We start from the raw sequence: 24090 nt of genomic DNA on the forward strand, positions 1-24090 counted from the left end.
GCTTCCTGAATGAACGCGGCGCCTGTGAGTTTTTCGCGAGCAAGCTCGCTCCTACGAGCCTATTGCTCTGGCCAGGCGCCGCATGGCGGCTTCGATTTCATGGGCGGTCAAGGATGAATACCCCAACAGCCAACCTTGTTTCTTTTCCTCGCCGGCGTACAGCCGGCTGAGGCCGGGCAACTGCACGCCTGCGCTGGCAGCTTGGCGGATGGTGTTTTCCTCCGACCAGCCATCGGCCAAAAGGCAGGGCATCTGCAGCCCGCCATGGGGGCACAAGGCTGTGGCAATTCCCTTCAAGTGTTTGTCGATGGCGGTGAGCATGACGGCACGGCGCGCGGCGTAAAGTTTGCGCATCGCCCGGACATGGGCGTGGTAGTGGCCGTCCTCCATGAAGCGCGCCAGGGTCAGTTGGAGGATCTGTGGCGTGTGACCGTCCATGATGCTTCGCGCATAGGTGAATGCGCTGACCAGTTCGGCTGGCAGCACCATGTAGCCCATCCGCAATCCGGGATAGAGGGTTTTGCTGAAGGTACCGAGGTAGATCGTGCGCTGATATGGGTCCAGGCCCTGGACGCAGGCAATCGGCGGCCCGTCGTAGTGGAACTCGCTGTCATAGTCGTCCTCGATGATCCACTTGCCCTGCTCGGCCGCCCAATTGATCAGCTCCAACCGGCGCTCCAGCGCTAACGTGGCGCCGGTGGGGTATTGATGCGAAGGCGTCACATAGACGCAATTGGCACCGCTGCGGTCTGCCCGCAGCAGGTCGGTGCGGATACCCAGTGCATCAACATCAATAGGCACCACCCGGGTCTCGGCCGCTTCAAAAGCCTTCTTGGCACCGTAGTAACCGGGGTTTTCCAGGAGGATGGGGTTGCCGGCGTCCACTAATAGCTGGGCGCACAGGTACAGGGCCTGGCGAGTACTGCTCAATATCAGAACCTGGCTGGGTGAGCATTTGGCACCGCGCTCGAGGTTCAAGTAGGTGGCAATCGCCTTGCGCAAAGGCTCGGCGCCTTGCGGGTCGCCATGCAGCAGGACGTTACCCCGGTAGTCCTTCATGGCCTGGCGTTGCAGGCGTTCCCATATATCGACAGGAAAGGTACGAGTTTCCGGCAGCCCGGTGGCAAAGGCCTTGACCGCCTGTTGATCGGTCACGCCACCCGTATCGAACATCCTCCGGCCGCGCCGGCTCAAGCCAGACCCTGGCGCTGCATCGTTGCGCGGGGTTTCTTGCATTTTGATGCGCCGGCGCGCAGCACCGCGTAACTCTGTGCCCACAGCCTCCGATACATAGCTGCCCGAGCCTTCGCGTCGCACAATGAAGCCATCCCGGTGCAAATGCACATAGGCGTTCTCGACCGTGTCGCGGGCAACACCGAGCGTTTTGGCCAGCACCCGGGTCGCCGGCAGCTTCAGGCCTGCATCGAGGGTTCCCTCCAGAATCAATGCACGCAGGGCACGCTGGATCCGCTGATGCAGATCCAGCCGCTGAAACTCGGCATCGTTGAGCCGGATTTTCAGTGTTTCGAGCTCGAAGGTTTTCGCCATGCGGTCTGCTCTATATGAATAAATTGGCCGGAAGGAGCAGGCCAGTTTATACGTAGACTTTGCGCATCGCCATTTGCAAGGAGCAACGTAACGCCATGCCTTCGTCAACACCCAACGCATCGGTTCGCCTCAGCGACCTCATCCCGCCGATTGTCGCCGGCCTGATCTCGGTCATCGTCAATTATGGCGGCACCTTCATTCTGGTGTTCCAGGCCGCCAAGGTCGCTGGGCTGAGCCCTGAGTTGACGGCGTCCTGGGTGTGGTCGGTGTCCATCGGCGTGGGGGTCACCGGGCTGTTTCTCAGCTGGGTTTCCCGCACACCTATCATCACCGCCTGGTCCACACCGGCTGCTGCCTTTCTGGTTGTGGCCCTGTCCACCACGCCCTATGCCGAGGCGGTGGGCGCGTACATGATCTCGGCCGCGGCCTTCGTGCTGCTGGGCTTATCCGGCTATTTCGAAAAAGTCATCCGGCTGATCCCGCCAGGCGTGGCCGCCGGGTTGCTCGCGGGTATTCTGTTGCAGTTCGGCATCGGTGCTTTCGGCGGCATGAGCCTTGACCCGATGCTGGTCGGCTTGCTGATTGTTGCCTACCTGGTGCTCAAACGCCTGACCGCACGCTACGCGGTGGTGGGTATTCTGGCGTTGGGGCTGGCCTTCTTGCTGGCTCAGGGACGGGTCGACTTGTCGGGCCTGGCACTGCAACTGGCGGCGCCCGTGTTCACCCGGCCTGAGTTCTCGCTCAACGCCTTGCTCAGCGTCGCGCTGCCGCTGTTTCTGATCACCCTGACCGGCCAGTACATGCCCGGCATGCTGGTGCTGCGCAACGATGGGTTCAACACCAGTGCCAACCCTATCGTGACCATCACCGGGCTGGGCTCCTTGCTTATGGCGCCTTTCGGTTCGCACGCGTTCAATATTGCGGCGATCACCGCCGCCATCTGCACCGGCAAGCAAGCTCACGAAGAACCCTCCAAGCGCTGGATCGCCGGGATTGCCGCAGGCGTCTTTTACATCCTCGTCGGGGTCTTCGGCGTGACCCTCGCCGCGCTGTTCATGGCCTTTCCGGCCACCTTCATCACCACCCTGGCAGGGCTCGCCCTGCTCGGCACTATCGGCGGCAGCCTGGCCGGCGCCATGGCCGATGCCAGCTCCCGCGAAGCTTCGCTGATTACCTTTCTGGCAGCGGCCGCCAACATCACGTTGTTCGGGATTGGCGGAGCGTTTTGGGGGCTGATGATTGGGTTGGTGGCGTACGTCGTGCTTAATGGGGGGTTGCCGCGTCGGGAGCCTGCTGCCCGTGAGAACGCTGCTAACTGAGGCTCCGCGACCTGAGCTCAAACGCAGCCCGCCTACCACTCAAACGCTTCGATATGGCATTCGGTCATGTCTATACACGCCTTCCGACAAAGAAAACAGAACCTGGCTACGTAAACAGACGCCCGTTGCGCACGGAAATCCGCAGACAATCTCTGCAAGATCAAGCTCCAACTGATCGGAGGGGATCCCGGGCACTGACGCAAACGGACGCGTGTTGGTAGTGACCTACACCTACCGCGATCCCAATTTCGTACGCATCATCAGCGCCCGGCTTGCATCCAAAAATGAACGGCGCCAGTACCTGGAGGTTTGAGCCATGAAAGACGAATACGACTTCAGTAACGCCAAGCGCGGCGCCATCGCCAGCAACAAAGGCAAAACCCGTATCACGATCATGCTGGACGATGCTGTGATCGAAGCCGCCCGTGAACGTGCCCAGAGTGCAGGCACCGGCTATCAGACCGTGATCAACAATCTACTGCGACAGGCATTGGTTTCCCAGGACACCTATAACCTAGCGCCAGCCTCGAAGAAGCAAGCCAAAACCTTGCAAGTCCTCAACAATGGCATCAGCGTCTCAGAGGTCGAAGCGTTGGAACAGCAGTTGATAGCGCTCGCTGGAGAATTGAATCGAATGCTTGTTAATCCACTGCCTGCCAAATCAAAAAGCAAATCTGTCTGAATCGGAGGGCTAGAGTTTGCTTCGTGCGAATCGCGCCATGCAGGCCAAATCCTAGGCAAAAAAAGCCTGCGCCTCTGCAGCCCGCCTCCCGCGGCTGAAAGAATTTTGTGAGGGCCACGGGGCGAGGGAGAGCGGGATGACGATAACCGCTATCGTAAACCTGGTTAATCCTTGTTCGATTTGAAACTGTAAGGTAACCGTCCGCCCCCCCACCGTAAGCGTCTACCGAACACACCATCTTGCACTAGCCCGTCTTGGTGCGGAGTCACCCCCGCAGTTCGGTATGAGCAGTTGGCAATCGGGAGTCCTATTGACTTTGACAACGATTCTGGCGGTAGCGGTTGGCGTTCGGCCTTTCGCTCAATTGGTGCTCTTAGTCGGGATCTTGCTTATTTTCATGGCGTTCGCAGCCGCGCTTTTCGCTGGCCTTCTGCATACTGCTTGGTGGTTTCTTATGCGCTATGCGACCAAGTCTGCGGGTGTGTCTCCCTAAGTCCAGTGGACCCTAGCCGCGCCTATGCTATAGTCAAACACTATTTTACTTTTGACTTGTTCTGGCGTCTGATTTATGCAGTTTTCCAAATATCACGCTGCGGGTAATGATTACTTAGTTTATACAGCATCAGCCCCCTTCTGCTTTACCGAGCAGGAAATATCTAGAATTTGTGACCGCCACCATGGTTTGGGCAGTGATGGAATATTGGTTCCGTTGATTAATGCAGGTGAGATGCTATCGGTAGGTATCTACAACACTGATGGTTCACAGGCGGAAAAAAGTGGAAATGGCTTGCGCATATTTTGTCGCTATTTGTGGGATCAAGGCATTGTTGCGAGCTCACACTTTAAGGTCTCCACAAAGGGAGGTGTGGTTAGCTGTCAGGTACTGGATGTAGGCAAGCGTATATCGATTGCCATGGGTACGGCCCGATTTATAGAAACTACCGAGTCTACCTTTCTCATTGATGGAACAGCGCTTCTATTGAATCCCGTGTCCATGGGCAATCCTCATTGCGTGATATTTGTTGCTCAACCGACGGAGATATTGGCTAGAAATCTGGGGCCAATCATTGAGAATCTCTCTATTTTCCCCGATCGTACCAATGTCCAGTTTGTAAGAGTTATCGACAGGAAAAATCTCGAGGTGCAGATCTGGGAACGAGGCGTAGGCTATACACTGTCTTCAGGCACCAGCAGTTGTGCGGCGGCGGCTGTTTCTCGAAAACTTGGTTTAATCGATGCTCAGGTCGCCGTGCGAATGCCTGGAGGTGTAATTAATATCGAACTTGATAATGACTACCACGTTCTGATGCAAGGTCCAGTGTGCAAAGTCGGAGACTACTCACTGGACGCTGAATGCCTTGTCCAAGAAGATTTTTAGGGTCACTAGTGATACCGAGGGCACGACAGCACAGAGTGCAAACTCAAACCATTATTTAATGTAACGACAAACCCTCCATTCACGCCATGACCGCCACTACAGCGGCCCTAATATCGAACTTAGCATTCAGACTCGATATTCTTGAGGTATAAAGTTCTTTACTATTTCTTCGCATGCCCAGCCCATCATATTAGTGCCTAGTGCAAATCATAGCGATAGACCTGCAGAACACCAGTCATAAATCTAAGGCGGAGCCACAGGCAAATCGGATCAATTTGGCTGTCATTAGCTCCCTCCAACGGGTCCAGAACGCGCAGTTCACTAGATGCCGCACATTCCCTACAAGATTCCAAGAAACGTCTGACTGGATCGCCATAACGTTTAAGTCGATTATCTGGACTGGTTCGCTGTCGTAGACAGCACTTGCCGAGGTGACATGGATCTTGAAGGTCACCACGCTATCCGTGTTGATCAGCTGTAGTTCGCAAAATATTCGGTAGCGCGGACAGTCGTCGACATTCTCGCCGACCGAATGCACCAACCCTCACTGTGACGGGAGCCTGCCGTCAGGTGGGGTCTTTACGTCACTTGCCAATCGCAGGAGACATGATGAAACTATCGCTTGCCTTATATGACGCGCTGACATCCATCAGTGTGCCAAATAACAAAGCTAAAGCTGTTGTAGATGCATGGGAGGACGATGTGAAAGATTTCGCTTCAATATCCGACTTAGAGCGTACCGAGTCGCACCTTCAGGGTTCGATCACTGCATTACGTACTGACCTCACCGCCTTGATTAAGGAGCAAGGCGCGGATTTGCGAACACTGGTCGAACGCCAAGCCAGTCAATTTCAAAGCTCAGTGTCAAAACTAGAATCAAACATAACGGTGCTTCGTTGGCAATTCTGGCTCCTGGTTCTCTGTTTTGGCTTCCCCATTTTGAAGAGCCTTTACGAGGTTTACGGGAAAGTCGTCACTTCTTGATCCATCGCGACACCCTCAGCCATCAGTAACCAACCGGTGGCCTATTAGCTTTAAGACGCCGGCCTTGTCCGTGTCCTGATTTGTAGCTATTCAGCCATGCGGGGAACACTCGCCGTATGGGCGACGTGTCTCGCCGTTTTGGGCTTTTTGCGGAGAGACACATGAAACTCGAAAACCTCACATCGTTGCAAACCCAGCTGTTCAAACTGCCAGTCGTCTTCACAGAGTGCGCTTGGTATGAGGCTGCCTACCTAGAGCAACCTGCGAGCTTCGGCGACTTGGACAGCCGCTTAGGCGACACCCTCGAAGCTGCCTATACATGCCTCTTCCCCCCGGGGTCGACAAGGATCAAATCGAAATCTTGAGCGAACACCGGTATCAAATTCTTGAGGCGAAAGCGTCCATCAGCAGCATGAAGCAACAAACTTCCAAGCTGATTTATCGGATCATTCGAATGGATCAGGTCCGAAGACCCGCGTCGGCGCAGAACGCGCCTAGATTGGCGTCAACCGTGGTTTTCCCCGGCCCGCCTTTGGTTGAAACGACTGCAGCGACTTTCATTGGCCTTACCTCTGAATCGAAGGATTAGAGATGGCGTCATGCTAAGCGCGCTAAGCGTTTGGATTGCTGGGTCAAATCCCAAGCAAAAAAAAGCCTGTATCTCTACAGGCTTTTCTCTATCTGGCTCCACGACCTGGACTCGAACCAGGGACCCAATGATTAACAGTCATTTGCTCTACCAACTGAGCTATCGCGGAATTCGCCGTATGTTACTGATTAAAAAGAAGAAGTCAAGCATCCTCTGACACTTTCCGTAAATCGCCCCCCTGCCCGCTTGAATACGACGGCTCCTTGGCAAGATCCAACCAGGCCCGTGCCGCCGGTGGCAGGTGGGCGCTGGCGCGCCAGGCCAGGGCGATATGCCAATCGGTGTGGGGTTCGTCCAGGGGGATCAAGGCGATGCCGGGATGTTGGTGTTTGTGCGCCAGCATCCGGGGCAGGAAGGCGACGCCCAGGCCGGCGGTGACCAGATCGACGATAAAGTCGATCTGCCCGCTACGAGCAGTGACTTTGGGGGTTACGCCTTTACGCTCGCACGCACTGAGGATCTTCGCGTTGAGGGCAAAACCCGCTTCGAACAGGATGAACGGCGAGTCCGCCAGGTCGGTGAAGTCGATGCGCTTGCGGCGGGCCAATGGGTGGCTGACGGGCAGCACTGCGATCAGAGGTTCGTTGCGTACTGGCTGGTAGTCGAAGCCTTCGTCCACCGGCAGCAGCAGTGCGGCCAGATCGACTTCTCCCGCTTCCAGGCATTCGCGCAGCCTTTTACTGCCGTACTCGGTCAGTTCGATGTCGATGCCTGGGTAGCGGCTGCGGTAAGTGGCAAACATGGCCGCGAACAGCACGCCGCACCCTACCGGCGGCAGGCCGATGCGCAGCACCCCGCGCCTGAGGCCGCGCAGGTCGTTGATTTCGGCCATCAGGTCGGTGCGTTCGGCGAGCATTACCAAGGCGCGGCGGTAGGCAATTTCACCGGCGGCGGTGAGTTCGTTCTTGTGGCCGAGACGATTGAGCAGTGGCATGCCCAATTCGTCCTCCAGGGTCTTGACTGCTTTGCTGACGGTGGACTGAGTGAGGGCAACCACTTCGGCCGCCTGGGAGAACCCGCCTTGGCGCACCACTTCGACAAACGCACGCAAGGTTCGCAAGTTCATCAGTATTCCTTTGGCGACTGGATAGCAGTGATAAAAGTTGTTTTCATCATGGCATAACTTTGCTTAGGGTGTAGCACTTTGCCCTGTGGAGACACCGTCGATGATCATCTCGTCCGCTTCCGACTACCGCGCTGCGGCCAAGCGCAAGTTGCCGCGCTTTCTGTTCGATTACATCGACGGCGGCGCTTACGCTGAGCACACGTTGCGCGCCAACAGTTCGGACCTGGCCGAGATCAGCCTGCGTCAACGCATCCTGCGCAATGTCGACGACCTGAGCCTTACCACCCAGCTGTTCGGCACCGAACTGGCGATGCCGGTGATCCTCAGCCCGGTCGGCCTGACCGGCATGTATGCGCGACGCGGTGAAGTGCAAGCGGCCAAAGCGGCGGCCAACAAACACATCCCCTTTTGCCTGTCGACGGTGTCGGTGTGTTCGATTGAGGAAGTGGCTTCTCAGAGCCCGCAGTCGATCTGGTTCCAGCTGTATGTGCTCAAGGATCGCGGCTTCATGCGCAACGCCCTGGAGCGGGCGCAGGCCGCCGGGGTGACCACGCTGGTGTTTACCGTAGATATGCCCACACCCGGCGCACGCTACCGCGACGCTCACTCGGGCATGTCCGGCCCCTATGCGGCGCAGCGGCGCATGTTGCAGGCGGTGACCAAGCCGCAATGGGCCTTCGATGTGGGCTTGATGGGCCGGCCCCACGACCTGGGCAATATCTCCAAATACCTGGGCAAACCCACCCACCTGGAAGACTACATTGGCTGGCTGGCCAATAACTTCGACCCGTCGATCAGTTGGAAAGATCTGGAGTGGATCCGCGAGTTCTGGAAAGGCCCGATGATCATCAAGGGCATCCTCGACCCGCAGGATGCCAAGGATGCGGTGAGTTTCGGTGCCGACGGCATCGTGGTCTCCAACCATGGCGGCCGCCAGCTCGACGGGGTGCTCTCCACGGCCAAGGCGTTGCCGCCGATTGCCGAAGCGGTGGGCGATGACCTGACCGTGCTGGTGGATTCGGGCATTCGCTCCGGGCTCGACGTGGTGCGCATGCTCGCCCTGGGTGCCAAGGCGTGTCTGCTGGGGCGTGCCACCGCCTATGCGCTGGCCGCCGAGGGCCAGCATGGGGTGGAGAACCTTTTGGATATCTTTGCCAAGGAAATGCGCGTGGCCATGACCCTGACCGGGGTCACCTCCATCGCGCAGATCGACCGTACCACCCTGGTCTAGTGGTGATGGGTGCGGTGTACTTTGTTCACGAATAACCGAAGCGTTGTTTATTTGCGACAAGCAACTCGCCCCACCGAAACAGTTACGTCAACCGGGCTGGCGGCAACGCTGGCCCCAATCAGCCAAATAACTGACGCCATGCTTTAACGGACTTTTCTTACTTAAAAATTAGTTAATTGATTTATAAGGATTTTTGCCAACTAAATACACTTGGCATGAATCTCGCTCTAGTACTGTTCAAGCAGGTTCGGCGATGACAAGACGTGCGGCAGTGCCCCGGGGTTATAACCCAAGGAAAAGCGGTTTAAACTGTTTCCAATGTTTTACGGAACTGACGGATCAGTAAGACGCTTGGCACTCGCCACTCTCATCCCGCCTGTAAGACAGCCCAGTGCTTAGAGGCCACCCGCTTATGAAAACCCCCACCCAGACCAACGCAATTGACTTTGACAGTGCCAAATTGCAACGCCTGGGATTTGGCCAGCCATCCTTACGCCCACGCCGCCCCGCCACCCTCGCCGAACTTCGCCAGCAACTGAACCAGCAGTTGCAGACCAGCCTGGAGCCGGAGCGCATCCTGGGTCTGTTCTTTCGTGAGGTACAGCGCCTGGTGCCGCTGGACGCGCTGCAATACCGTCACGCCGCCAGCGACCTGCGCCTGGAGTTTGGCCACAGGGGTCATCACTCCGTCAGCTACACCCTGAGCCATGAAGGCGAGCACCTGGGGGAACTGGTCTTTCGTCGCAACCAGCGGTTGCTTGAAGAGGAGTTGAGCCAGCTTGAACTGCTGCTGGTGACCTTGCTTTATCCGATGCGCAACGCCCTGCTCTACCGCGCCGCCACCCGCAGCGCCCTGCGCGACCCGTTGACCGAAACCGGCAACCGTGTGGCCATGGACCAGACGCTGCAGCGAGAAATCGACATGGCACGCCGGCACCTGCACCCGCTGTCGTTGTTGATGCTGGACATCGACCATTTCAAGAAAATCAACGACACCCATGGGCATGCCGCGGGCGATAGCGTGCTGCGCGCCGTGGCGGGGGCGATCAAACGCCAGTTGCGTAACGTGGACATGGTGTTCCGGTTTGGCGGGGAAGAGTTTTTGATCCTGCTGTCCAATACCGGTCGCGATGCCGCGAGGATGGTGGGAGAGCGCCTGCGCCAGGCGGCACAAGCCCAGGACTACTGGGTGGAGGGCACGCGAATCGAACTGACCGTGAGCCTCGGTTGCTCGACACTGCTGGCGGCCGAGTCGGCTGAAAGCCTGCTGCGTCGCGCCGATAATGCGTTGTACGTGGCCAAGCGCGAAGGTCGCAACCGCTTGGCGATGGCGGGGTAAAGTCAGTTGTGGCGAGGGAGCTTGCTCCCTCTCCACAGTTACCGCTACGCCTCGCTGGCGATGCGCACAGGGCGCTCGCGAACGGCTGGCGCCTTGTCTTTCTCCGCATTCTCTAGACGCATGCAGCTTTCCAGGAACAAGTGCATGTAGTCGTAGCTCTTGCACACCGCCTGGCGTAACTCTTCCTGCAGGGCCTTGCTCGGGTTGGTCCCGGCCAGGGTGCAGATGATTTCCAGGGCTTCCCAAGGGTGGGCGTCGTCGTACTGGGCGTGCATCTTCAGCCACTTCATCGCCCGCTTGCGATCTTCCTCCGGGAAGGCGGCAGCATAAACACCGGTAGAGCAGACCACGGCGGACCACTCCCCCGTCGCCCCCTCGATCGCGTAGTTGGTGGCGGCAATCGCGACGATCAATGCATCGGCCGAGCTGGTGTGCCAGCACCAATGGCTCAGGGCGTGCAACTCGGGCGGTACCTCCTGCGCTTGCAGCTCTTCAAGGCTGACGCCGTGAGCCCGTGCCCAATTGACCCAGTAGTCGGCATGGTTGAGCTCCACACGAATGTTGCGCATCAGCCAACGGCGCGCCATATCCTCCCCAGGATGACGGGCAAACTTGGTCTTGGTCAGGTTCTGCGCCATGTACAAAGCAAACTGTTCCACCACCGGCCAACCACCAATGAGGTAGTGGCGCATGGTCTTGGCGCTGAGGGCGTTGTCACGCATGCGCTGATACAGTTCGTGCTCGACAACCCGACGCTTGCTCTCGCTACAGTCCCGGATCAATTGCTGCGCCCAGGCGGGGTAACTCGAGGCTTCCATAAGCGGGCCGGTTCTGTTGAATGTGTCGATCACTGTGGGGCTCCTTTTCAAGTGTGATTGTACAGACCAGCAAATGTTTCAGCGGAAAGTGCCGGGCGCCTTGAATAACAGTGGCTGCGGCCGCTCAGGTCGGCACTGCAAGCTATCAAAGGTAAACAATTGCGGGCGTTCAATCAGGTAGCCCTGAGCGTAATCCACACCTATCTCAAGTAAAGCCTGTTCGATCTGCGGTGTTTCAACAAACTCGGCAATTGTGCGCTTACCCATGACGTGGCCGATGTGGTTGATCACTTCGACCATGGCGCGGTTAATCGGGTCGTCCAGCATATCCTTTACGAAACTTCCATCGATCTTCAGGAAGTCTACAGGTAAATGTTTCAAATATGCGAATGAGGACATTCCGGCGCAAAAGTCATCGAGGGAAAAATGGCAGCCTAACGCTTTGAGTTCATTAATAAATCGAATCGCGCTGCCCAAATTGGCTATAGCGCTGGTTTCAGTTATTTCAAAACAAATCATTTCCGGTGGAATGTTGTAAGTATCGAATTTCTGACGTAAAAATCCTAAAAAGTCATCGTCGCCAATGGTTATTCCTGACAGATTAATCGCACACATGGCCATGGGTCGGCCCGGACGCTCATGCATGCAACGGGCGATAATCTTGAATACGTTTTCCACTACCCAACGGTCCAGGGACGTCATCAAGCCGTAACGTTCGGCCGCCGGAATAAAACTGTTGGGCAAAATGATCCGCCCCGCTTCGTCATGCAGGCGCAAGAGAATTTCAATGTGCCCATTGCCGGCGTCGGTAGGGCCCAACGGCGCAATTTCCTGGGCGTAGAGGCAAAAACGGTCTTCCTCAAGGGCAATATGCAGCCGCTGTACCCAGGCCATCTCGCCGAACCGCAGAGACAATTCCGAGTCATCGACGTGGTAGACCTGCACGCGGTTGCGCCCTTTTTCCTTGGCCATGTAGCACGCCATGTCGGCGGCGCGCAGGGAGGTTTCCAGGGTGGTCGGGGTTTGCGAGATATGCACCAGGCCAATGCTGACAGTGGTCATGAAGGGCCGCCCCTTCCACACGAAGTGCAAGCTCTGCACGGTATGGCGCAGGCTCTCGGCGATTTTTTCCGCCACCGGCGCCGGGCAGTTCTCCAGCAGGATGCCAAACTCGTCGCCGCCCAACCGAGCCAAGGTGTCGCCCTCGCGCAGGTCCGACTGCAGCAACGCGCAGATGTGGCGCAGCAGCTCATCCCCCGCCGCATGGCCACAGGTGTCATTGACCAGCTTGAACTGGTCGAGGTCGAGGAACATCAAGGCATGTCGCCCGCTTTGCTGGCGCGCGACCTGTTGCAGCACCTGTTCAAGCCGGAACTCGAACTCACGACGGTTGGCCAGGCCGGTCAAGGCGTCGTGGGTGGCCTGCCAGGAAAGGTTGGCGATGTACTGACGTTCCTGGGTCATGTCGTGCAACACCAGCACCGCACCGCTGATCTTGCCAGCGCTGCGGATCGGCGCGCCCACCAGGGTGACCGAGACCGTGCTGCCGTCCAGGCGCTGGATCAGCTTGGAATGCTCGCTGCCGCCGCTGAACTGGCCCTTGACGATGTGTTCAATCAGGGTGAAGCCGTCGGGCTCGGCGTTTTCATCCAACAGCTTGAACAGCGCCGCCAGCGGCAGGCCCTGGGCCTGCTCCGAGCGCCAGTGGGTCAACGCTTCGGCTGCAGGGTTCATGTAAGCAATGGCCCCGTCGACGTCGGTGGTAATCACGCCGTCGCCAATCGACTCCAACGTGATCTGCGCCCGCTCCTTCTCTGCTTGCAGCGCATCGGCAAAGGCATGACGCTGGGCCAGCAACTTGTGGGTGCGCAGCAACGCCAACACGATCAGGCCCAGGGCGGTCGCCAGGTTGGTGATCAACAACAGCCGCAGGATCATCCGCGAACCTTCGCCCAGGGCATCGCTGAACGCCTTGGCAGCGGGTGTCACCCCTTCATTGATGGCCGTGATGCGCGCCTTCCAACTATGGACATCATCATCGCTGACGTAGCCGGAGGTAATGGCGCCGTGCATCTCCTGGGCCAGCTCATCCAACTGCACCAGGTAGCCGTCGCCCACTGTCCACAGCTCAATGGCTTTTTCCAGGTAACTGAAATGGCGGAAGTTGAGGTACAGCCAGATCAGGCTGGAAACGTCATCCGGATGGTTGCCGCCCTTGAGAATCCCCAGGCGCGCGGCCTCCATGTCGGGATTGGGACGGTCCAGGGCAATGCGCAATTCATGCCCGCCCTGGGGCACGGCAATGGCCTGCTGGTATTTGAGGTAGGTGGCGTCGTTGCGGTTATCGGCGTAGAGGGTCAGGTAGTAAATGGCGTCTTTCTGGCCCTTGGACCACAGGCTTTCGCCCGCCACATAGCCCCGCACTGCCGAAAGCACGTAGAGACTGACGCAGCCTAACAATGCCTGGAACAACACGACGGCGATAAAGGGCCAGACAATACCCAGCAGGCGTGGCGTTCCGAGAGTCCGCTTTTGCTTCATGAAGTCCCTTACACATGCACAGCTTGATACGCACGCGAAAATCCGCTCCCGATAGCACAGCCTAAGCTAAATCAACGCACTTGTTGCAAGTGTCCGTACAGTTTGGCGTACAGCCCGCCATCGGCAATTAACTGCTGGTGGTCGCCATCTTCGGCAATGTGCCCGCCATCGAACACCAACACTCGGTCAGCCTGCTTCACCGCAGACAGCCGGTGGGCGATGATCAGTGTAGTACGCCCGCTGAGAAACCGCGCCAGTGCCTGGTGCAGGTTGTACTCGGTCGCTGCATCCAATGCAGACGTGGCCTCGTCCAGAATCACCACTTTAGGCTCGGCGAGCACCATGCGGGCAATGGCCAGGCGTTGCCGCTGGCCACCGGAAAAGCGCACGCCCGAACGCCCGACCACGCTGTCCAGGCCAAAAGGCAGTGCTTTGACGGTAGCATCCAGTTGGGCGATTTCCAGCGCCTGCCAGCAGGCTTGATCGGTGCGGGTACGGCCCATGGTCAGGTTGGCGCGCACGGTGTCGTTGAACAGCGCCGGGTGTTGCAGCACCACCGCGACGTTCTCGCGGATGGTTTCCAGGCCGATCTCCTGCTGGGTGGCAGCGCCAAAACGAATACTGCCGGCCTGGGGCGTATAGAGCCCCAGCAACAGTTGCACCAGGGTGCTTTTACCGCCGCCGCTGGCACCGACAATCGCCACCTTCTCACCCGGTGCGATGGCCAGGTTCAACTGGTTGAGCACCAGGTCTTCGCCGTAGCCAAAGTCGAGGCCACGCACTTCGATGCCGACGGTCTCGCGCCCGCTGAACGGGTCTGCGCCGCCTGGGTATTGCGGTTCATCGGCACGCGCCAACAGCTCGTTGATCCGCGACAGCGCGCCCCCCGCCGCGTAATAGGCGTATTGCAGGTTCAACAGTTGTTCCACCGGGCCGATCATGAACCACAGGTAACTGAATACCGCGAGCATCTGGCCGATGGACAGGTCGGAAAACAGCACGGTGAGCATGGCTGCAGCGCGGAAGATGTCGATACCAAACTGGAACAGCAAGCCACTGGCGCGGCTCGACGCGTCGGTTTTCCACTGGGAATGGATGGCGTAGTCACGCACTTCCTGGGCACGCTGGCCCAGGCGCCCGAGGAAAAAGCCCTGGCGGTTGCCGGCGCGTACTTCCTGGATGGCATCCAGGGTTTCGGTCAGCGCCTGGGTAAAGCGCGAAGTACTGTCGTTTTCCAGCTTCTTGAGGTGCTTGACGCGCTTGCCCAACTGCACCGTGGCGTAGATCACCAGCGGGTTGAACAACAGGATCAACAACGCCAGTTGCCAATGCATCCACACCAGGATCGCCGAGGTGCCGACCAGGGTCAGCATCGCTACCAGGAAACGGCTGAGGGTTTCGCCGACGAATTTGTCCAGGGTGTCCAGGTCGGTCACCAGGTGGGTGGTGACCGTACCACTGCCCAGGCTTTCGTACTCACCCAGGGAGATACGCTTGAGACGCTCGATCAGGCGCACGCGGATGCGGTACACGATGTCCTTGGCCAAGCGCGCAAACAGCCGCGCCTGCACCACATTGAACACCAACGCGCCGCAACGCAGGGCCAGGGTAACCAAGAGCATCAGGCCGATATAGCCAGCGGCTTTTTGCCAACCCAGGGGCAGCGCGTGGTTCATTACCTTGAGGGCGGCATCGCCATGGCCCAGCAGCACTTCGTCCACCAGCAACGGCAACAACAGCGGGATAGGCACGCTGCACAGGGTGGCGAGCACGGCGACGCCGTTGGCGACCCACAGGGATTTCTTGTGGCGCAGGGCCAGGCGGCGAATTTCTGCCCAGGTCAGGCGGTCGGTGCGTGGAGGCTGTTCATACACAGGCAGCTCGCTCCAGCCATCGACCCAGTAACGGCGACAGCTCGGACAGCGGCTGGTAACCATTGGTCAGCAAGGCCAACTGGCCATTGCGCTCGGCCAGCAGGGTCGGGAACCCGGCAATGCCCAGGTCCTGCACCCAAGTAAAATCGGCCGCCGTGGCCGCGTGCTGATCGGCACGGTCGAACTCGCCGGCAAACTCGATGCGTGGAATACCGGCCTGCTCGGCCAGCTCCACCAGCACAGGGGCCAGGGTCACGTCCCGCCCTTCGACATAGAACGCGCGCTGGATCAGCCCCAGCAGCGTCCAGGCGCAATCCGGCGCCAAGCTGCGTGCGGTGACGATAGCGCGGCACGCAGGCTCAGTGTCGTAGACAAACCCGTCGGGCAACGCGCCCTCACGCTTGAACGGCTGGCCGGTGGCGTCGGTGACGGCTTGCCAGTGTTCAAGGATGTAGCGCCGGGTAGTCGGCTCCAGCGCCGCGCCGCTGCCGGTGCGCAAGCCGCCCACCACCAGGTGCACGTCCACGCCGGCCGCCTGGGCCTGCTCTACCAGCGCTTGTGCCACCGGGGCAAAGCCCCAGCACCAGGAACACATCGGGTCCATTACATAGAGCAGGCGCGCAGACATGGCTCAGACCTCGGAAGGGGTTTGCTTGTAGTTGTAACCAATCGGGTGCGGCATATTGCGGGCCTTGGCCAGTTCGATCTGCTTCTGGCGGTCGATCGCACTGCGACGGGTCTTCTCCGGCAGCTTATCCCAGCAATGGGGGCAACTGATGCCGGCCACATAATGCTCGGAAGCGCGGTCTTCTATGCTCACCGGTGTGCGGCAGGCATGACATTGATCGTAGTCGCCTTCGCTCAAGTCGTGGCGCACGGTCACGCGATTGTCGAACACAAAGCAGTCGCCCTGCCATTTGGTTTCTTCCTGGGGCACTTCTTCGAGGTACTTCAGGATACCGCCCTTGAGGTGGTAGACCTCATCGAAGCCTTCGCTGAGCATGTAGCTCGACGCCTTCTCACAGCGGATGCCGCCGGTGCAGAACATGGCGACCTTCTTGTGCTTGGCCGGGTCAAAGTTGGCTTTGATATAGTCGGGAAATTCGCGAAAACTGGTGGTTTTCGGGTCGATTGCGCCTTCAAAGGTGCCAATGGACACTTCGTAGTCGTTACGGGTGTCGATCAACAATACTTCCGGGTCGCTGATCAGCGCGTTCCAATCCTGCGGGTCGACGTAGGTACCGACTTTTTTGTTCGGGTCGACGCCTTCAACGCCCAGGGTCACGATCTCTTTCTTGAGTTTGACCTTGGTGCGATAGAACGGCTGGTCGTCGCAGTAGGATTCCTTGTGGTCGATATCGACCATGCGCGGGTCTTTTTTCAGCCACGCCATCAGGCCGTCAATGCCTTCGCGGCTGCCGGAAACGGTGCCGTTGATGCCTTCTTCAGCGATCAGCAAGGTGCCTTTGATGCCGTTATCGACCATCGCCTGCAACAGGGGCTCGCGCAGGGCGACGTAATCTTCGAGGGTGACGAACTTATACAGTGCCGCCACGACAATCGGTTGAGTCATGGGTGTTCTCTCCAGGTGGCTACCCTCGTAAGGGGTGAACCGGATGCAAAAAAAACGCGCCGGCTAAGCGGCGCGTTGCGGATTCTATCAGGGTTACCCCGTCAATGTCCGCCGGCGCAGGTCGGCGAGGCCGGGGCTGCGTCGATTGTCGCCCATTCTTCGGGCGTATAGGTATGCAGCGCAAGCGCATGAAATTCGCTCATCAGGCTACCCAGGGTGGCGTAGACCTTCTGGTGGCGCTTGACGCGATTAAGCCCCTCGAACTGCTGGCTGACCAGCACGGCCTTGAAGTGGGTCTGCAACCCACGGCTGTGCATGTGGCTTTCATCCAGCACGCTCAGATGTTCCGGGGCCAGGTCGGCAAGCGCCGTTTCGATACGCTGTTGCATGGTCATTCCTGCTTACTTCTTCTTGGCCGGTGCGGCGGCTTTTGGCGCCAGCTCGTTGGTCATGTCTTCCAACAGCTTGTTCACCACCGGTACGGCGCTTTCCAGCTTGGCCTGGGTCATCTGGGCCGATTGCTGGGTCAGCTGCGGCATTTTTTCCAGGACTTTCTTGCCAAGTGGCGACTGGTAGAACGCTACCAGGTCCTTGAGCTCGGATTCGCTGAAGTTGGTGGTGTAGAGCTTGACCATGTCTGGCTTGAGCTTCGGCCAGCCGATGGCCTGGTCCAGAGCGGCGTTGGCCTTGGCCTGGTAGCTGTCAAGTACGGACTGCTTGGCGGCAGGTGCCTTGGTCTGTTCGAAACGCTGGGCGAACATTTGCTGCACTTGCATGTACACCGGGGTCCCCAGCTTGTCAGCATGGGCCAGGGTAAGGAAGGCTTCGGCACTGGCGTTGTGGCTGGCGGTATCGGCAAGAACCTGGCCGCTGGCGCAAACCAGAGCAACCGCGGTACAGATGGCACGAAGACGAGTCATCGAGTTTCCTTTTCTAGCAGGCGAGGTAAGACCCCAAGGGCGACCATTCTGCGCCTAAAAAACCTCGCGGCTCAACCCCACCCCATGGCAAGCCCCGGTTTCACGGGGCGCGGTGACACAAAAGCGCTTTTAGGGAACCCACGCTGGCCGCCAAGGCCTAAACTGACCAATCACGACTGGATAAGGAGGGTGACCGATGAGCCGTATCGAAACCGACAGCCTGGGGGAAGTACAGGTCCCTGATGACGCCTATTGGGGCGCGCAAACCCAACGTTCGCTGGTCAATTTCGCGATTGGCGAGCAGCGCATGCCGCTGGCGGTATTGCATGCACTGGCCTTGATCAAGAAGGCTGCGGCACGGGTCAACGACCGTAACGGCGACCTGCCCGCCGACATCGCCCGCCTGATCGAGCAGGCTGCCGACGAGATCCTGGACGGCCAGCATGACGACCAGTTCCCGCTGGTGGTCTGGCAGACCGGCAGTGGCACCCAAAGCAACATGAACGCCAACGAAGTGATCGCTGGCCGCGCCAACGAACTGGCTGGCAACAACCGCGGCGGCAAGAGCCCGGTGCACCCTAACGATCACGTCAACCGTTCCCAGAGCTCCAACGACTGCTTCCCCACCGCCATGAGCATTGCCGCGGTGCAGGCGGTGAACAGGCAACTGCTGCCGGCGATCGCCACTTTGTCCGGCGGCCTGGCGGAATTGGCCGCTCGGCATATGAAGCTGGTCAAGACCGGCCGCACCCACATGATGGACGCCACGCCGATCACCTTCGGCCAGGAGCTGTCGGCGTTTATCGCCCAGCTCGATTATGCCGAGCGTGCGATCCGCAGCGCCCTGCCCGCGGTGTGCGAGCTGGCCCAGGGCGGCACCGCCGTCGGCACCGGCCTCAATGCGCCCCATGGTTTTGGCGAGGCGATTGCCTCCGAACTGGCGGCGTTGTCGGGCTTGCCTTTTGTGACCGCGCCGAACAAATTCGCCGCCCTCTCCGGCCATGAGCCGCTGGTGACCCTGCACGGCGCGCTGAAAACCCTGGCCGTGGCGCTGATGAAGATCGCCAACGACCTGCGCCTGCTGGGCTCCGGCCCTCGCGCCGGGCTGGCCGAAGTCAAGTTGCCGGCCAACGAACCGGGCAGTTCGATCATGCCGGGCAAGGTCAACCCCACCCAATGCGAAGCGCTGTCGATGCTGGCCTGCCAGGTGCTGGGCAACGACGTGACCATCGGCATGGCCGCCAGCCAGGGGCACTTGCAGTTGAACGTGTACAAGCCGGTAATCATCCACAACCTGCTGGAGTCGATCCGCCTGCTGGCCGACGGCTGCAACAACTTCCAGGAGCATTGCATTGCTGGCCTCGAACCCGACGCCGAGCAAATGGCCCAACACTTGGAACGCGGGCTGATGCTGGTCACCGCCCTCAACCCGCATATCGGCTACGACAAGTCGGCCGAGATCGCCAAGAAGGCTTACGCCGAAGGGCTGACACTGCGCGAGGCCGCGCTGGAACTGGGCTACCTCACGGATGCCGAGTTCGACCAGTGGGTACGCCCGGAAAACATGCTGGGTAGCTGACTACACCGCCGTACGCAGCCGCCGGGCCTTGAGCCCGGCGAGCAGCGAGGGTGCCAGCGCCACGGTCGCCGACCCCAGCACTACCACAAAGGCGCCGAAATACCCCAGGGCATTGATCTGCTCAGCCTGCACATACTCCGGCCATAACCACGCCGCCACGGCCACCGCCACAAAAGTCACCAAGGGCGTCAACGCCAGGGTCGCACTGACCCGCGAGGCCTCCCAATGCGCCAAGGCTTCGGCAAATGCCCCGTAGGCCACCAAGGTATTCATGCAGCACGCCAACAACAGCCAGCCTTGCAGCGGACTCAACTGCAACGCCTCCAGCGGATGCGCCCACGGCGTGAGCAACAGCGCACACGACAGGTAGATCACCATCATCACCTGCAATGAATTCCACACCGTCAGCAACTGCTTCTGCCCCAGTGCATAAAACACCCAAATGGTAGTGGCGAGCAGGATCGTCAGCACACCGGCGGTGTAGGTGCCCATGGACGTCAGCAACTCCACCAGACGTTGGTTGAAGAACAGGCCAAAGCCTGCGATCAGCACCACCAGCCCCACCCCCTGCCCCAGGCTGAAGCGTTCCTTGAACACAAACACACTGGCTACCATCAGAAAGATCGGCCCCATCTGCACCACCAACTGCGCCGTGCCTGGGCTGAGCATTTTCAGGCCCACCAGGTACAACACGTAGTTGCCCACCAGGCCACACACCGCCATGCCCACCAGCCAACCACCCTTGGGGCCAAGCACTTTGCGGCTGGGCAAGCGTTTGGTAGCGGCCAGGTAAACGAACAGGCAAGTGCCCGCTACCATGAGGCGAAACCAAGTCACGGTGATCGGGTCCATCACCTGCAATACTTGCTTGAGCTTGATCGGAAGAATGCCCCACAGAAACGCGGTCAGCAGGGTCAGGAAAAAACCGTAGACCCAGCGGCCGGAAGAGATGTGCATGAGTGCCCCGGATGCCAGAGGAAGTGGAACAGGCATTCTAGGGGCAAGTCACTGAGTTCGGATACGTCACAGTCTTGAATGGGGGAGCTGGCTTGCAAGCGATGGCCATAGGCATCTATATAAATTTCATAGGTTGTTGCAGCCAACGGTAACCACGATGCGAAGCGAGCCGCTCTTGATCTGGCTCTTGATCTGGCTCTTGATCTGCTTTTGATTTTGATCTTAAGCGCCCCGTTAAACCACGCTGGCCGAACGCAGGTTTGAATTCGTGGGTAACCCGGCAGGACGCCGGGTTAGCCGCCCCGCGCCATGGATGGCGCGTGGCGGCGGCCCACGGATTCAAGCCTGCGTTCGGGCACACCGAGCCTAGGCGAGGTGCCGAGTGGTGGGGCAAGAGCCCTTTGGTTACTTTGGGGCTTTTCCAAAGTGACCCGCCGTCAGGCGGAACCCTAGGTGGCCGTTACCGCAGAAATGGATATGTACTCGCTATTACAGTGTCGCCTGCCAGGCCGCCTTCGCGAGCAGGCCCGCTCCCACAGTTGGGTTGTGGGGTGTCAGGGAGAGAAGTATCGGCTAGTAGGCCGCCATCGCAGGCAAGCCAGCTCCCACATTAGCCCTCCCACACTGGCGCTGTTCCAAACGGAGTCAGCGCACGGCTTCGAAAAGCCCGGTAGCGCCCATCCCGCCCCCCACGCACATGGTGACAATCCCGTAACGCAAATTGCGCCGTTGCAACTCGCGCACCAGGTGCCCCACCTGCCGCGAACCGGTCATGCCAAACGGATGCCCAATGGAAATCGAGCCACCGTTGACGTTGTACTTGGCATTATCAATCTCCAGGCGATTACGCGCGTAGAGGCACTGAGAAGCAAAGGCCTCATTGAGTTCCCACAGGTCGATGTCCGCCACCTGCAAGCCCTTGGCCTTGAGCAACTTGGGCACCGAGAACACCGGGCCAATGCCCATTTCATCCGGCTCGCAACCGGCCACGGTAAAACCCCGGAAAAAGGCCTTAGGCTTGAGCCCCAGTTCCAAGGCTTTTTCCAGGCTCATCACCAGGGTCATCGACGCACCGTCGGAAAGCTGCGAGGAGTTACCTGCCGTCACCGAGCCATCCTCGGCAAATACCGGCTTCAAGCCGCTGAGGCTCGCCAGGGTGGTGTCCGGGCGGTTGCAGTCATCCCGGTCGACCACGCCGTCCAGGATCTGCACCGCGCCAGTGTTCTTATCCTCGACCTTGTACTTGACCGCCATCGGCACGATTTCATCATTGAACAAGCCATCAGCCTGGGCCTGGGCAGTGCGCTGCTGGCTTTGCAGCGCGTAAAGGTCCTGGTCTTCGCGGCTGACGTGATAGCGCCGCGCAACGATTTCGGCGGTCTGGCCCATGGGGAAGTAAATGCCCGGCACCTGTTCTTTAAGCAGCGGATTGATCAGGTTATCGGTGTTGACGCTCTTCATGGTCAGGCTGATGGACTCCACGCCACCGGCGAAAATGATGTCGCTGCAGCCCGAAGCGATCTGGTTGGCGGCAATGGCAATCGCCTGCAAGCCCGAGGAACAGAAACGGTTGAGGGTCATGCCCGCCGTACCGGTACCCAGTTGCGAAAGCACCGCCACGTTACGCCCGATGTTATAGCCCTGGGCGCCTTCGTTGGAGCCGGCACCGACAATGCAATCTTCCACCGTCGCCGGGTCGATACCGTTGCGGGCCAGCAGCGCATTGACACAATGGGCCGCCATGTCATCGGGACGGGTCTGGTTGAACTTGCCGCGAAAGGATTTGGCCAGGCCGGTTCGCACGCTGTCGACGATCACTACTTCACGCATGGGCTACCTCGATCTTGTGGTTGTGGGTCGAGGATAGAGCCGGGCCGGGCCGACTGCGATGATCATTCACTGCGTGGATGCAAAAGCATGGGGCCTCTATGGTTCTCTGTAGGAGCGAGCTTGCTCGCGAAAAACTAATAAGCGCCGCGTTCACTCAGGAAGCACGCGTTATCGTTGACGTTTTTCGCGAGCAAGCTCGCTCCTACAGGCTATTTCTTTTTCTTTTTGTCGTGCTTGTCGGTTTTATCAAACGCCTCTTCCAGCGCACGGTTGATGGTGCGCAGCACCTTGACCCGCGCCCAGCGCTTGTCGTTGGCTTCCACCAGCGTCCAGGGCGCCACCTCGGTGCTGGTGCGGTCAACCATGTCGCCCACCGCCGCGCGATAGTCGTCCCACTTGTCGCGGTTGCGCCAGTCGTCTTCGGTGATCTTGAAGCGTTTGAAGGGGATTTCTTCACGGGCCTGGAAGCGCTCCAGCTGCGTCTCCTTGTCGATGGCCAGCCAGAACTTGACCACGATCACCCCCGCATCGCGCAGTTGCTCTTCGAAGTCATTGATCTCCCCATAGGCGCGCATCCAGTCCGCCGGGGTGCAGAAGCCTTCGATACGCTCCACCAGTACGCGGCCGTACCAGGAGCGGTCAAACACGGTGAACATGCCGCGCGCCGGGATCTTCTGCCAGAACCGCCATAGATAAGGCTGGGCGCGTTCGTCTTCGCTGGGCGCGGCAATCGGTACGATATGGTACTGACGCGGGTCCAGCGCCGCCGCCACACGGCGGATCGCCCCGCCCTTGCCCGCCGCGTCGTTGCCCTCGAACACGCTCACCAGGGCGTGCTTGCGCATGCGTTTGTCGCGCATCAGGCCAGAGAAGCGTGCCTGCTCGGTAATCAGTTGTTCTTCGTAATCGTCCTTGTCCAGGCGCAGGGTCATGTCGAGGCTGTCGAGCAGGCTCTTTTGGTCCACCGAGGCCAGCAACGGCGCCGGGTTCATGCCGCTGGCCTTGACCTTGGCCTGCTTCAGGGCACTTTGCAGCCCATCCAGCAGGATCTTGCCCACGGTCAGCCCACGGTAATGCGGGTCGACACCTTCGATCACATGCCACGGCGCGTAATCGCGGCTGGTACGGCGCAGCACGCGCTCACCGAAATGCACGAACTTGTCGTAGGTCTTGGACTGCTGCCAGTCCAATGGGCTGATGCGCCAGCTGTGCAGCGGGTCGTCGGCCAGGGCCTTGAGGCGCGCCTTCATCTGTTTTTTGGACAGGTGGAACCAGAACTTGAAGATCAGCGCACCTTCATCGCAGAGCATCTTTTCCAGACGCTCGGCGCCGGCGATGGCCTGGTCCAGGCGCGCATCCTTGATCTGCCCATGCACGCGGCCTTGCAGCATCTGGCTGTACCAGTTGCCGAAGAAAATGCCCATGCGGCCCTTGGCCGGCAGTTGCCGCCAGTAGCGCCAGGCCGGTGGGCGCGCCAGTTCTTCGTCGGTCTGCTGGTCGAAGGTGCGCACTTCGATCAGGCGCGGGTCCATCCATTCATTGAGCAGCTTGACGGTTTCACCCTTGCCCGCGCCCTCGATGCCGTTGATCAGGATGATCACCGGGAAGCGCTTCTGCTGTTGCAGCTCATACTGAACCTCCAGCAAGGCTTCCCGCAGGGCCGGCACTTCGGCGTCGTAGGTGTCTTTGTCGATGGCGTGACCGATTTCGGCGGATTCGAACATGGGCAGCTCCGTTTCAAGATGGCTCAAGACTAGCGGATTGGGCCAAGACACGCGCAAGGAAATACAACCCAGCCTTGC

At 59.3% G+C, this 24090-nt stretch carries 19 protein-coding genes, 1 tRNA gene and 2 pseudogenes; 8 read left to right on the forward strand and 14 right to left on the reverse strand.

From position 1 onward, the window contains the following. Positions 1–51 precede the first annotated feature (51 nt). Positions 52–1548: a PLP-dependent aminotransferase family protein gene (locus tag E1K68_RS18810; protein WP_192001676.1), complete on the reverse strand. Its 1497-nt coding sequence runs from the start codon at positions 1546–1548 to the stop codon at positions 52–54. Positions 1549–1643: 95 nt separating this feature from the next. Here E1K68_RS18810 and E1K68_RS18815 point away from each other — a divergent pair, with 95 nt between their 5' ends. The 5 genes and pseudogenes from E1K68_RS18815 (at position 1644) to E1K68_RS18835 (ending at position 5911) form a co-directional block, all read left to right on the forward strand. Further along, complete coding sequence (locus tag E1K68_RS18815; protein WP_192001675.1) at positions 1644–2867, forward strand: benzoate/H(+) symporter BenE family transporter; 1224 nt, start codon at positions 1644–1646, stop codon at positions 2865–2867. Positions 2868–3051: 184 nt separating this feature from the next. Further along, positions 3052–3180 (forward strand): annotated as a pseudogene (locus E1K68_RS18820) (BrnT family toxin); the annotation flags it as partial. Positions 3181–3183: 3 nt separating this feature from the next. Then, positions 3184–3549 (forward strand): BrnA antitoxin family protein, encoded by a 366-nt coding sequence (locus E1K68_RS18825; protein ID WP_078803524.1) that lies wholly within the window; start codon positions 3184–3186, stop codon positions 3547–3549. Positions 3550–4117: 568 nt separating this feature from the next. Further along, on the forward strand, positions 4118–4927 hold the full coding sequence (dapF, locus tag E1K68_RS18830; protein ID WP_192001674.1) for a diaminopimelate epimerase: 810 nt from the start codon (positions 4118–4120) through the stop codon (positions 4925–4927). 609 nt (positions 4928–5536) lie between these two features. After that, positions 5537–5911, forward strand: coding sequence for a hypothetical protein (locus E1K68_RS18835; protein WP_032896053.1), 375 nt, complete (start codon positions 5537–5539; stop codon positions 5909–5911). 337 nt (positions 5912–6248) lie between these two features. Here the strand turns inward: E1K68_RS18835 and E1K68_RS18840 are convergent. From E1K68_RS18840 to E1K68_RS18850, 3 genes and pseudogenes are all read right to left on the reverse strand, one after another. Then, positions 6249–6472: pseudogene (locus E1K68_RS18840) on the reverse strand (ParA family protein); the annotation flags it as partial. Between the two features lie 121 nt (positions 6473–6593). Beyond that, positions 6594–6669, reverse strand: a tRNA-Asn gene (locus tag E1K68_RS18845). Between the two features lie 33 nt (positions 6670–6702). Beyond that, positions 6703–7626, reverse strand: coding sequence for a LysR family transcriptional regulator (locus tag E1K68_RS18850; RefSeq protein WP_003192724.1), 924 nt, complete (start codon positions 7624–7626; stop codon positions 6703–6705). 100 nt (positions 7627–7726) lie between these two features. Here E1K68_RS18850 and lldD point away from each other — a divergent pair, with 100 nt between their 5' ends. Both lldD and E1K68_RS18860 read left to right on the forward strand, forming a co-directional pair. Continuing rightward, a complete protein-coding gene (gene lldD / locus E1K68_RS18855) occupies positions 7727–8857 on the forward strand; it encodes an FMN-dependent L-lactate dehydrogenase LldD (protein WP_003192725.1) in 1131 nt (376 codons plus the stop codon). A gap of 412 nt (positions 8858–9269) precedes the next feature. Then, the gene (locus E1K68_RS18860; protein WP_014719251.1) at positions 9270–10196 is read left to right on the forward strand and encodes a GGDEF domain-containing protein; all 927 of its coding nucleotides are present in this window, start codon (positions 9270–9272) and stop codon (positions 10194–10196) included. A 44-nt stretch (positions 10197–10240) separates the two neighbouring features. Here E1K68_RS18860 and E1K68_RS18865 read toward each other — a convergent pair whose 3' ends face one another. The 7 genes from E1K68_RS18865 to E1K68_RS18895 form a co-directional block, all read right to left on the reverse strand. Then, complete coding sequence (locus tag E1K68_RS18865) at positions 10241–11047, reverse strand: iron-containing redox enzyme family protein (RefSeq protein ID WP_034136066.1); 807 nt, start codon at positions 11045–11047, stop codon at positions 10241–10243. A gap of 45 nt (positions 11048–11092) precedes the next feature. Next, the gene (locus E1K68_RS18870) at positions 11093–13555 is read right to left on the reverse strand and encodes an EAL domain-containing protein (RefSeq protein ID WP_003192730.1); all 2463 of its coding nucleotides are present in this window, start codon (positions 13553–13555) and stop codon (positions 11093–11095) included. Positions 13556–13626: 71 nt separating this feature from the next. Beyond that, positions 13627–15429, reverse strand: a complete 1803-nt coding sequence (locus tag E1K68_RS18875) for an ABC transporter ATP-binding protein (RefSeq protein WP_003192731.1) — start codon at positions 15427–15429, stop codon at positions 13627–13629. Then, a complete protein-coding gene (locus E1K68_RS18880) occupies positions 15422–16057 on the reverse strand; it encodes a DsbA family protein (protein WP_003192732.1) in 636 nt (211 codons plus the stop codon). The genes E1K68_RS18875 and E1K68_RS18880 overlap by 8 nt, the downstream gene beginning before the upstream one ends. A 3-nt stretch (positions 16058–16060) precedes the next feature. After that, entirely contained in the window at positions 16061–17002 is a 942-nt protein-coding gene (locus tag E1K68_RS18885; RefSeq protein WP_034136068.1) for a rhodanese-related sulfurtransferase, read from the reverse strand. Between the two features lie 101 nt (positions 17003–17103). Further along, positions 17104–17397 carry a BolA family protein gene (locus E1K68_RS18890; RefSeq protein ID WP_003192734.1) on the reverse strand — a complete coding sequence of 98 codons (294 nt, stop codon included), beginning with the start codon at positions 17395–17397 and terminating at the stop codon, positions 17104–17106. 6 nt (positions 17398–17403) lie between these two features. Further along, positions 17404–17922: a DUF2059 domain-containing protein gene (locus E1K68_RS18895; protein WP_014719258.1), complete on the reverse strand. Its 519-nt coding sequence runs from the start codon at positions 17920–17922 to the stop codon at positions 17404–17406. 196 nt (positions 17923–18118) lie between these two features. Between E1K68_RS18895 and E1K68_RS18900 the strand changes: the two genes are divergently transcribed. Continuing rightward, entirely contained in the window at positions 18119–19501 is a 1383-nt protein-coding gene (locus tag E1K68_RS18900; protein WP_003192738.1) for a class II fumarate hydratase, read from the forward strand. On the opposite strand, the gene E1K68_RS18905 is transcribed toward E1K68_RS18900, so the two are convergent. The 3 genes from E1K68_RS18905 to pap form a co-directional block, all read right to left on the reverse strand. Next, on the reverse strand, positions 19502–20458 hold the full coding sequence (locus tag E1K68_RS18905) for a DMT family transporter (protein WP_057709813.1): 957 nt from the start codon (positions 20456–20458) through the stop codon (positions 19502–19504). Positions 20459–21103: 645 nt separating this feature from the next. Beyond that, positions 21104–22288: a thiolase family protein gene (locus E1K68_RS18910; RefSeq protein WP_212614543.1), complete on the reverse strand. Its 1185-nt coding sequence runs from the start codon at positions 22286–22288 to the stop codon at positions 21104–21106. Positions 22289–22497: 209 nt separating this feature from the next. Further along, positions 22498–24012, reverse strand: coding sequence for a polyphosphate:AMP phosphotransferase (gene pap / locus E1K68_RS18915; RefSeq protein ID WP_003192747.1), 1515 nt, complete (start codon positions 24010–24012; stop codon positions 22498–22500). Positions 24013–24090: the final 78 nt, after the last annotated feature.

Source organism: Pseudomonas sp. B2021 (assembly GCF_018135665.1).
Classification (GTDB): domain Bacteria; phylum Pseudomonadota; class Gammaproteobacteria; order Pseudomonadales; family Pseudomonadaceae; genus Aquipseudomonas; species Aquipseudomonas lactis.

Excerpts from the sequence above, each read along its gene's own strand:
- E1K68_RS18850 (WP_003192724.1), bottom strand. The coding sequence starts at position 7,626 with ATGAACTTGCGAACCTTGCGTGCGTTTGTCGAAGTGGTGCGCCAAGGC.
- E1K68_RS18825 (WP_078803524.1), top strand. The coding sequence starts at position 3,184 with ATGAAAGACGAATACGACTTCAGTAACGCCAAGCGCGGCGCCATCGCC.
- E1K68_RS18810 (WP_192001676.1), bottom strand. The coding sequence starts at position 1,548 with ATGGCGAAAACCTTCGAGCTCGAAACACTGAAAATCCGGCTCAACGAT.
- E1K68_RS18885 (WP_034136068.1), bottom strand. The coding sequence starts at position 17,002 with ATGACTCAACCGATTGTCGTGGCGGCACTGTATAAGTTCGTCACCCTC.
- E1K68_RS18905 (WP_057709813.1), bottom strand. The coding sequence starts at position 20,458 with ATGCACATCTCTTCCGGCCGCTGGGTCTACGGTTTTTTCCTGACCCTG.
- pap (WP_003192747.1), bottom strand. The coding sequence starts at position 24,012 with ATGTTCGAATCCGCCGAAATCGGTCACGCCATCGACAAAGACACCTAC.
- E1K68_RS18910 (WP_212614543.1), bottom strand. The coding sequence starts at position 22,288 with ATGCGTGAAGTAGTGATCGTCGACAGCGTGCGAACCGGCCTGGCCAAA.
- E1K68_RS18815 (WP_192001675.1), top strand. The coding sequence starts at position 1,644 with ATGCCTTCGTCAACACCCAACGCATCGGTTCGCCTCAGCGACCTCATC.
- E1K68_RS18890 (WP_003192734.1), bottom strand. The coding sequence starts at position 17,397 with ATGACCATGCAACAGCGTATCGAAACGGCGCTTGCCGACCTGGCCCCG.
- E1K68_RS18900 (WP_003192738.1), top strand. The coding sequence starts at position 18,119 with ATGAGCCGTATCGAAACCGACAGCCTGGGGGAAGTACAGGTCCCTGAT.
- E1K68_RS18895 (WP_014719258.1), bottom strand. The coding sequence starts at position 17,922 with ATGACTCGTCTTCGTGCCATCTGTACCGCGGTTGCTCTGGTTTGCGCC.
- E1K68_RS18880 (WP_003192732.1), bottom strand. The coding sequence starts at position 16,057 with ATGTCTGCGCGCCTGCTCTATGTAATGGACCCGATGTGTTCCTGGTGC.
- E1K68_RS18835 (WP_032896053.1), top strand. The coding sequence starts at position 5,537 with ATGAAACTATCGCTTGCCTTATATGACGCGCTGACATCCATCAGTGTG.
- dapF (WP_192001674.1), top strand. The coding sequence starts at position 4,118 with ATGCAGTTTTCCAAATATCACGCTGCGGGTAATGATTACTTAGTTTAT.
- lldD (WP_003192725.1), top strand. The coding sequence starts at position 7,727 with ATGATCATCTCGTCCGCTTCCGACTACCGCGCTGCGGCCAAGCGCAAG.
- E1K68_RS18870 (WP_003192730.1), bottom strand. The coding sequence starts at position 13,555 with ATGAAGCAAAAGCGGACTCTCGGAACGCCACGCCTGCTGGGTATTGTC.
- E1K68_RS18860 (WP_014719251.1), top strand. The coding sequence starts at position 9,270 with ATGAAAACCCCCACCCAGACCAACGCAATTGACTTTGACAGTGCCAAA.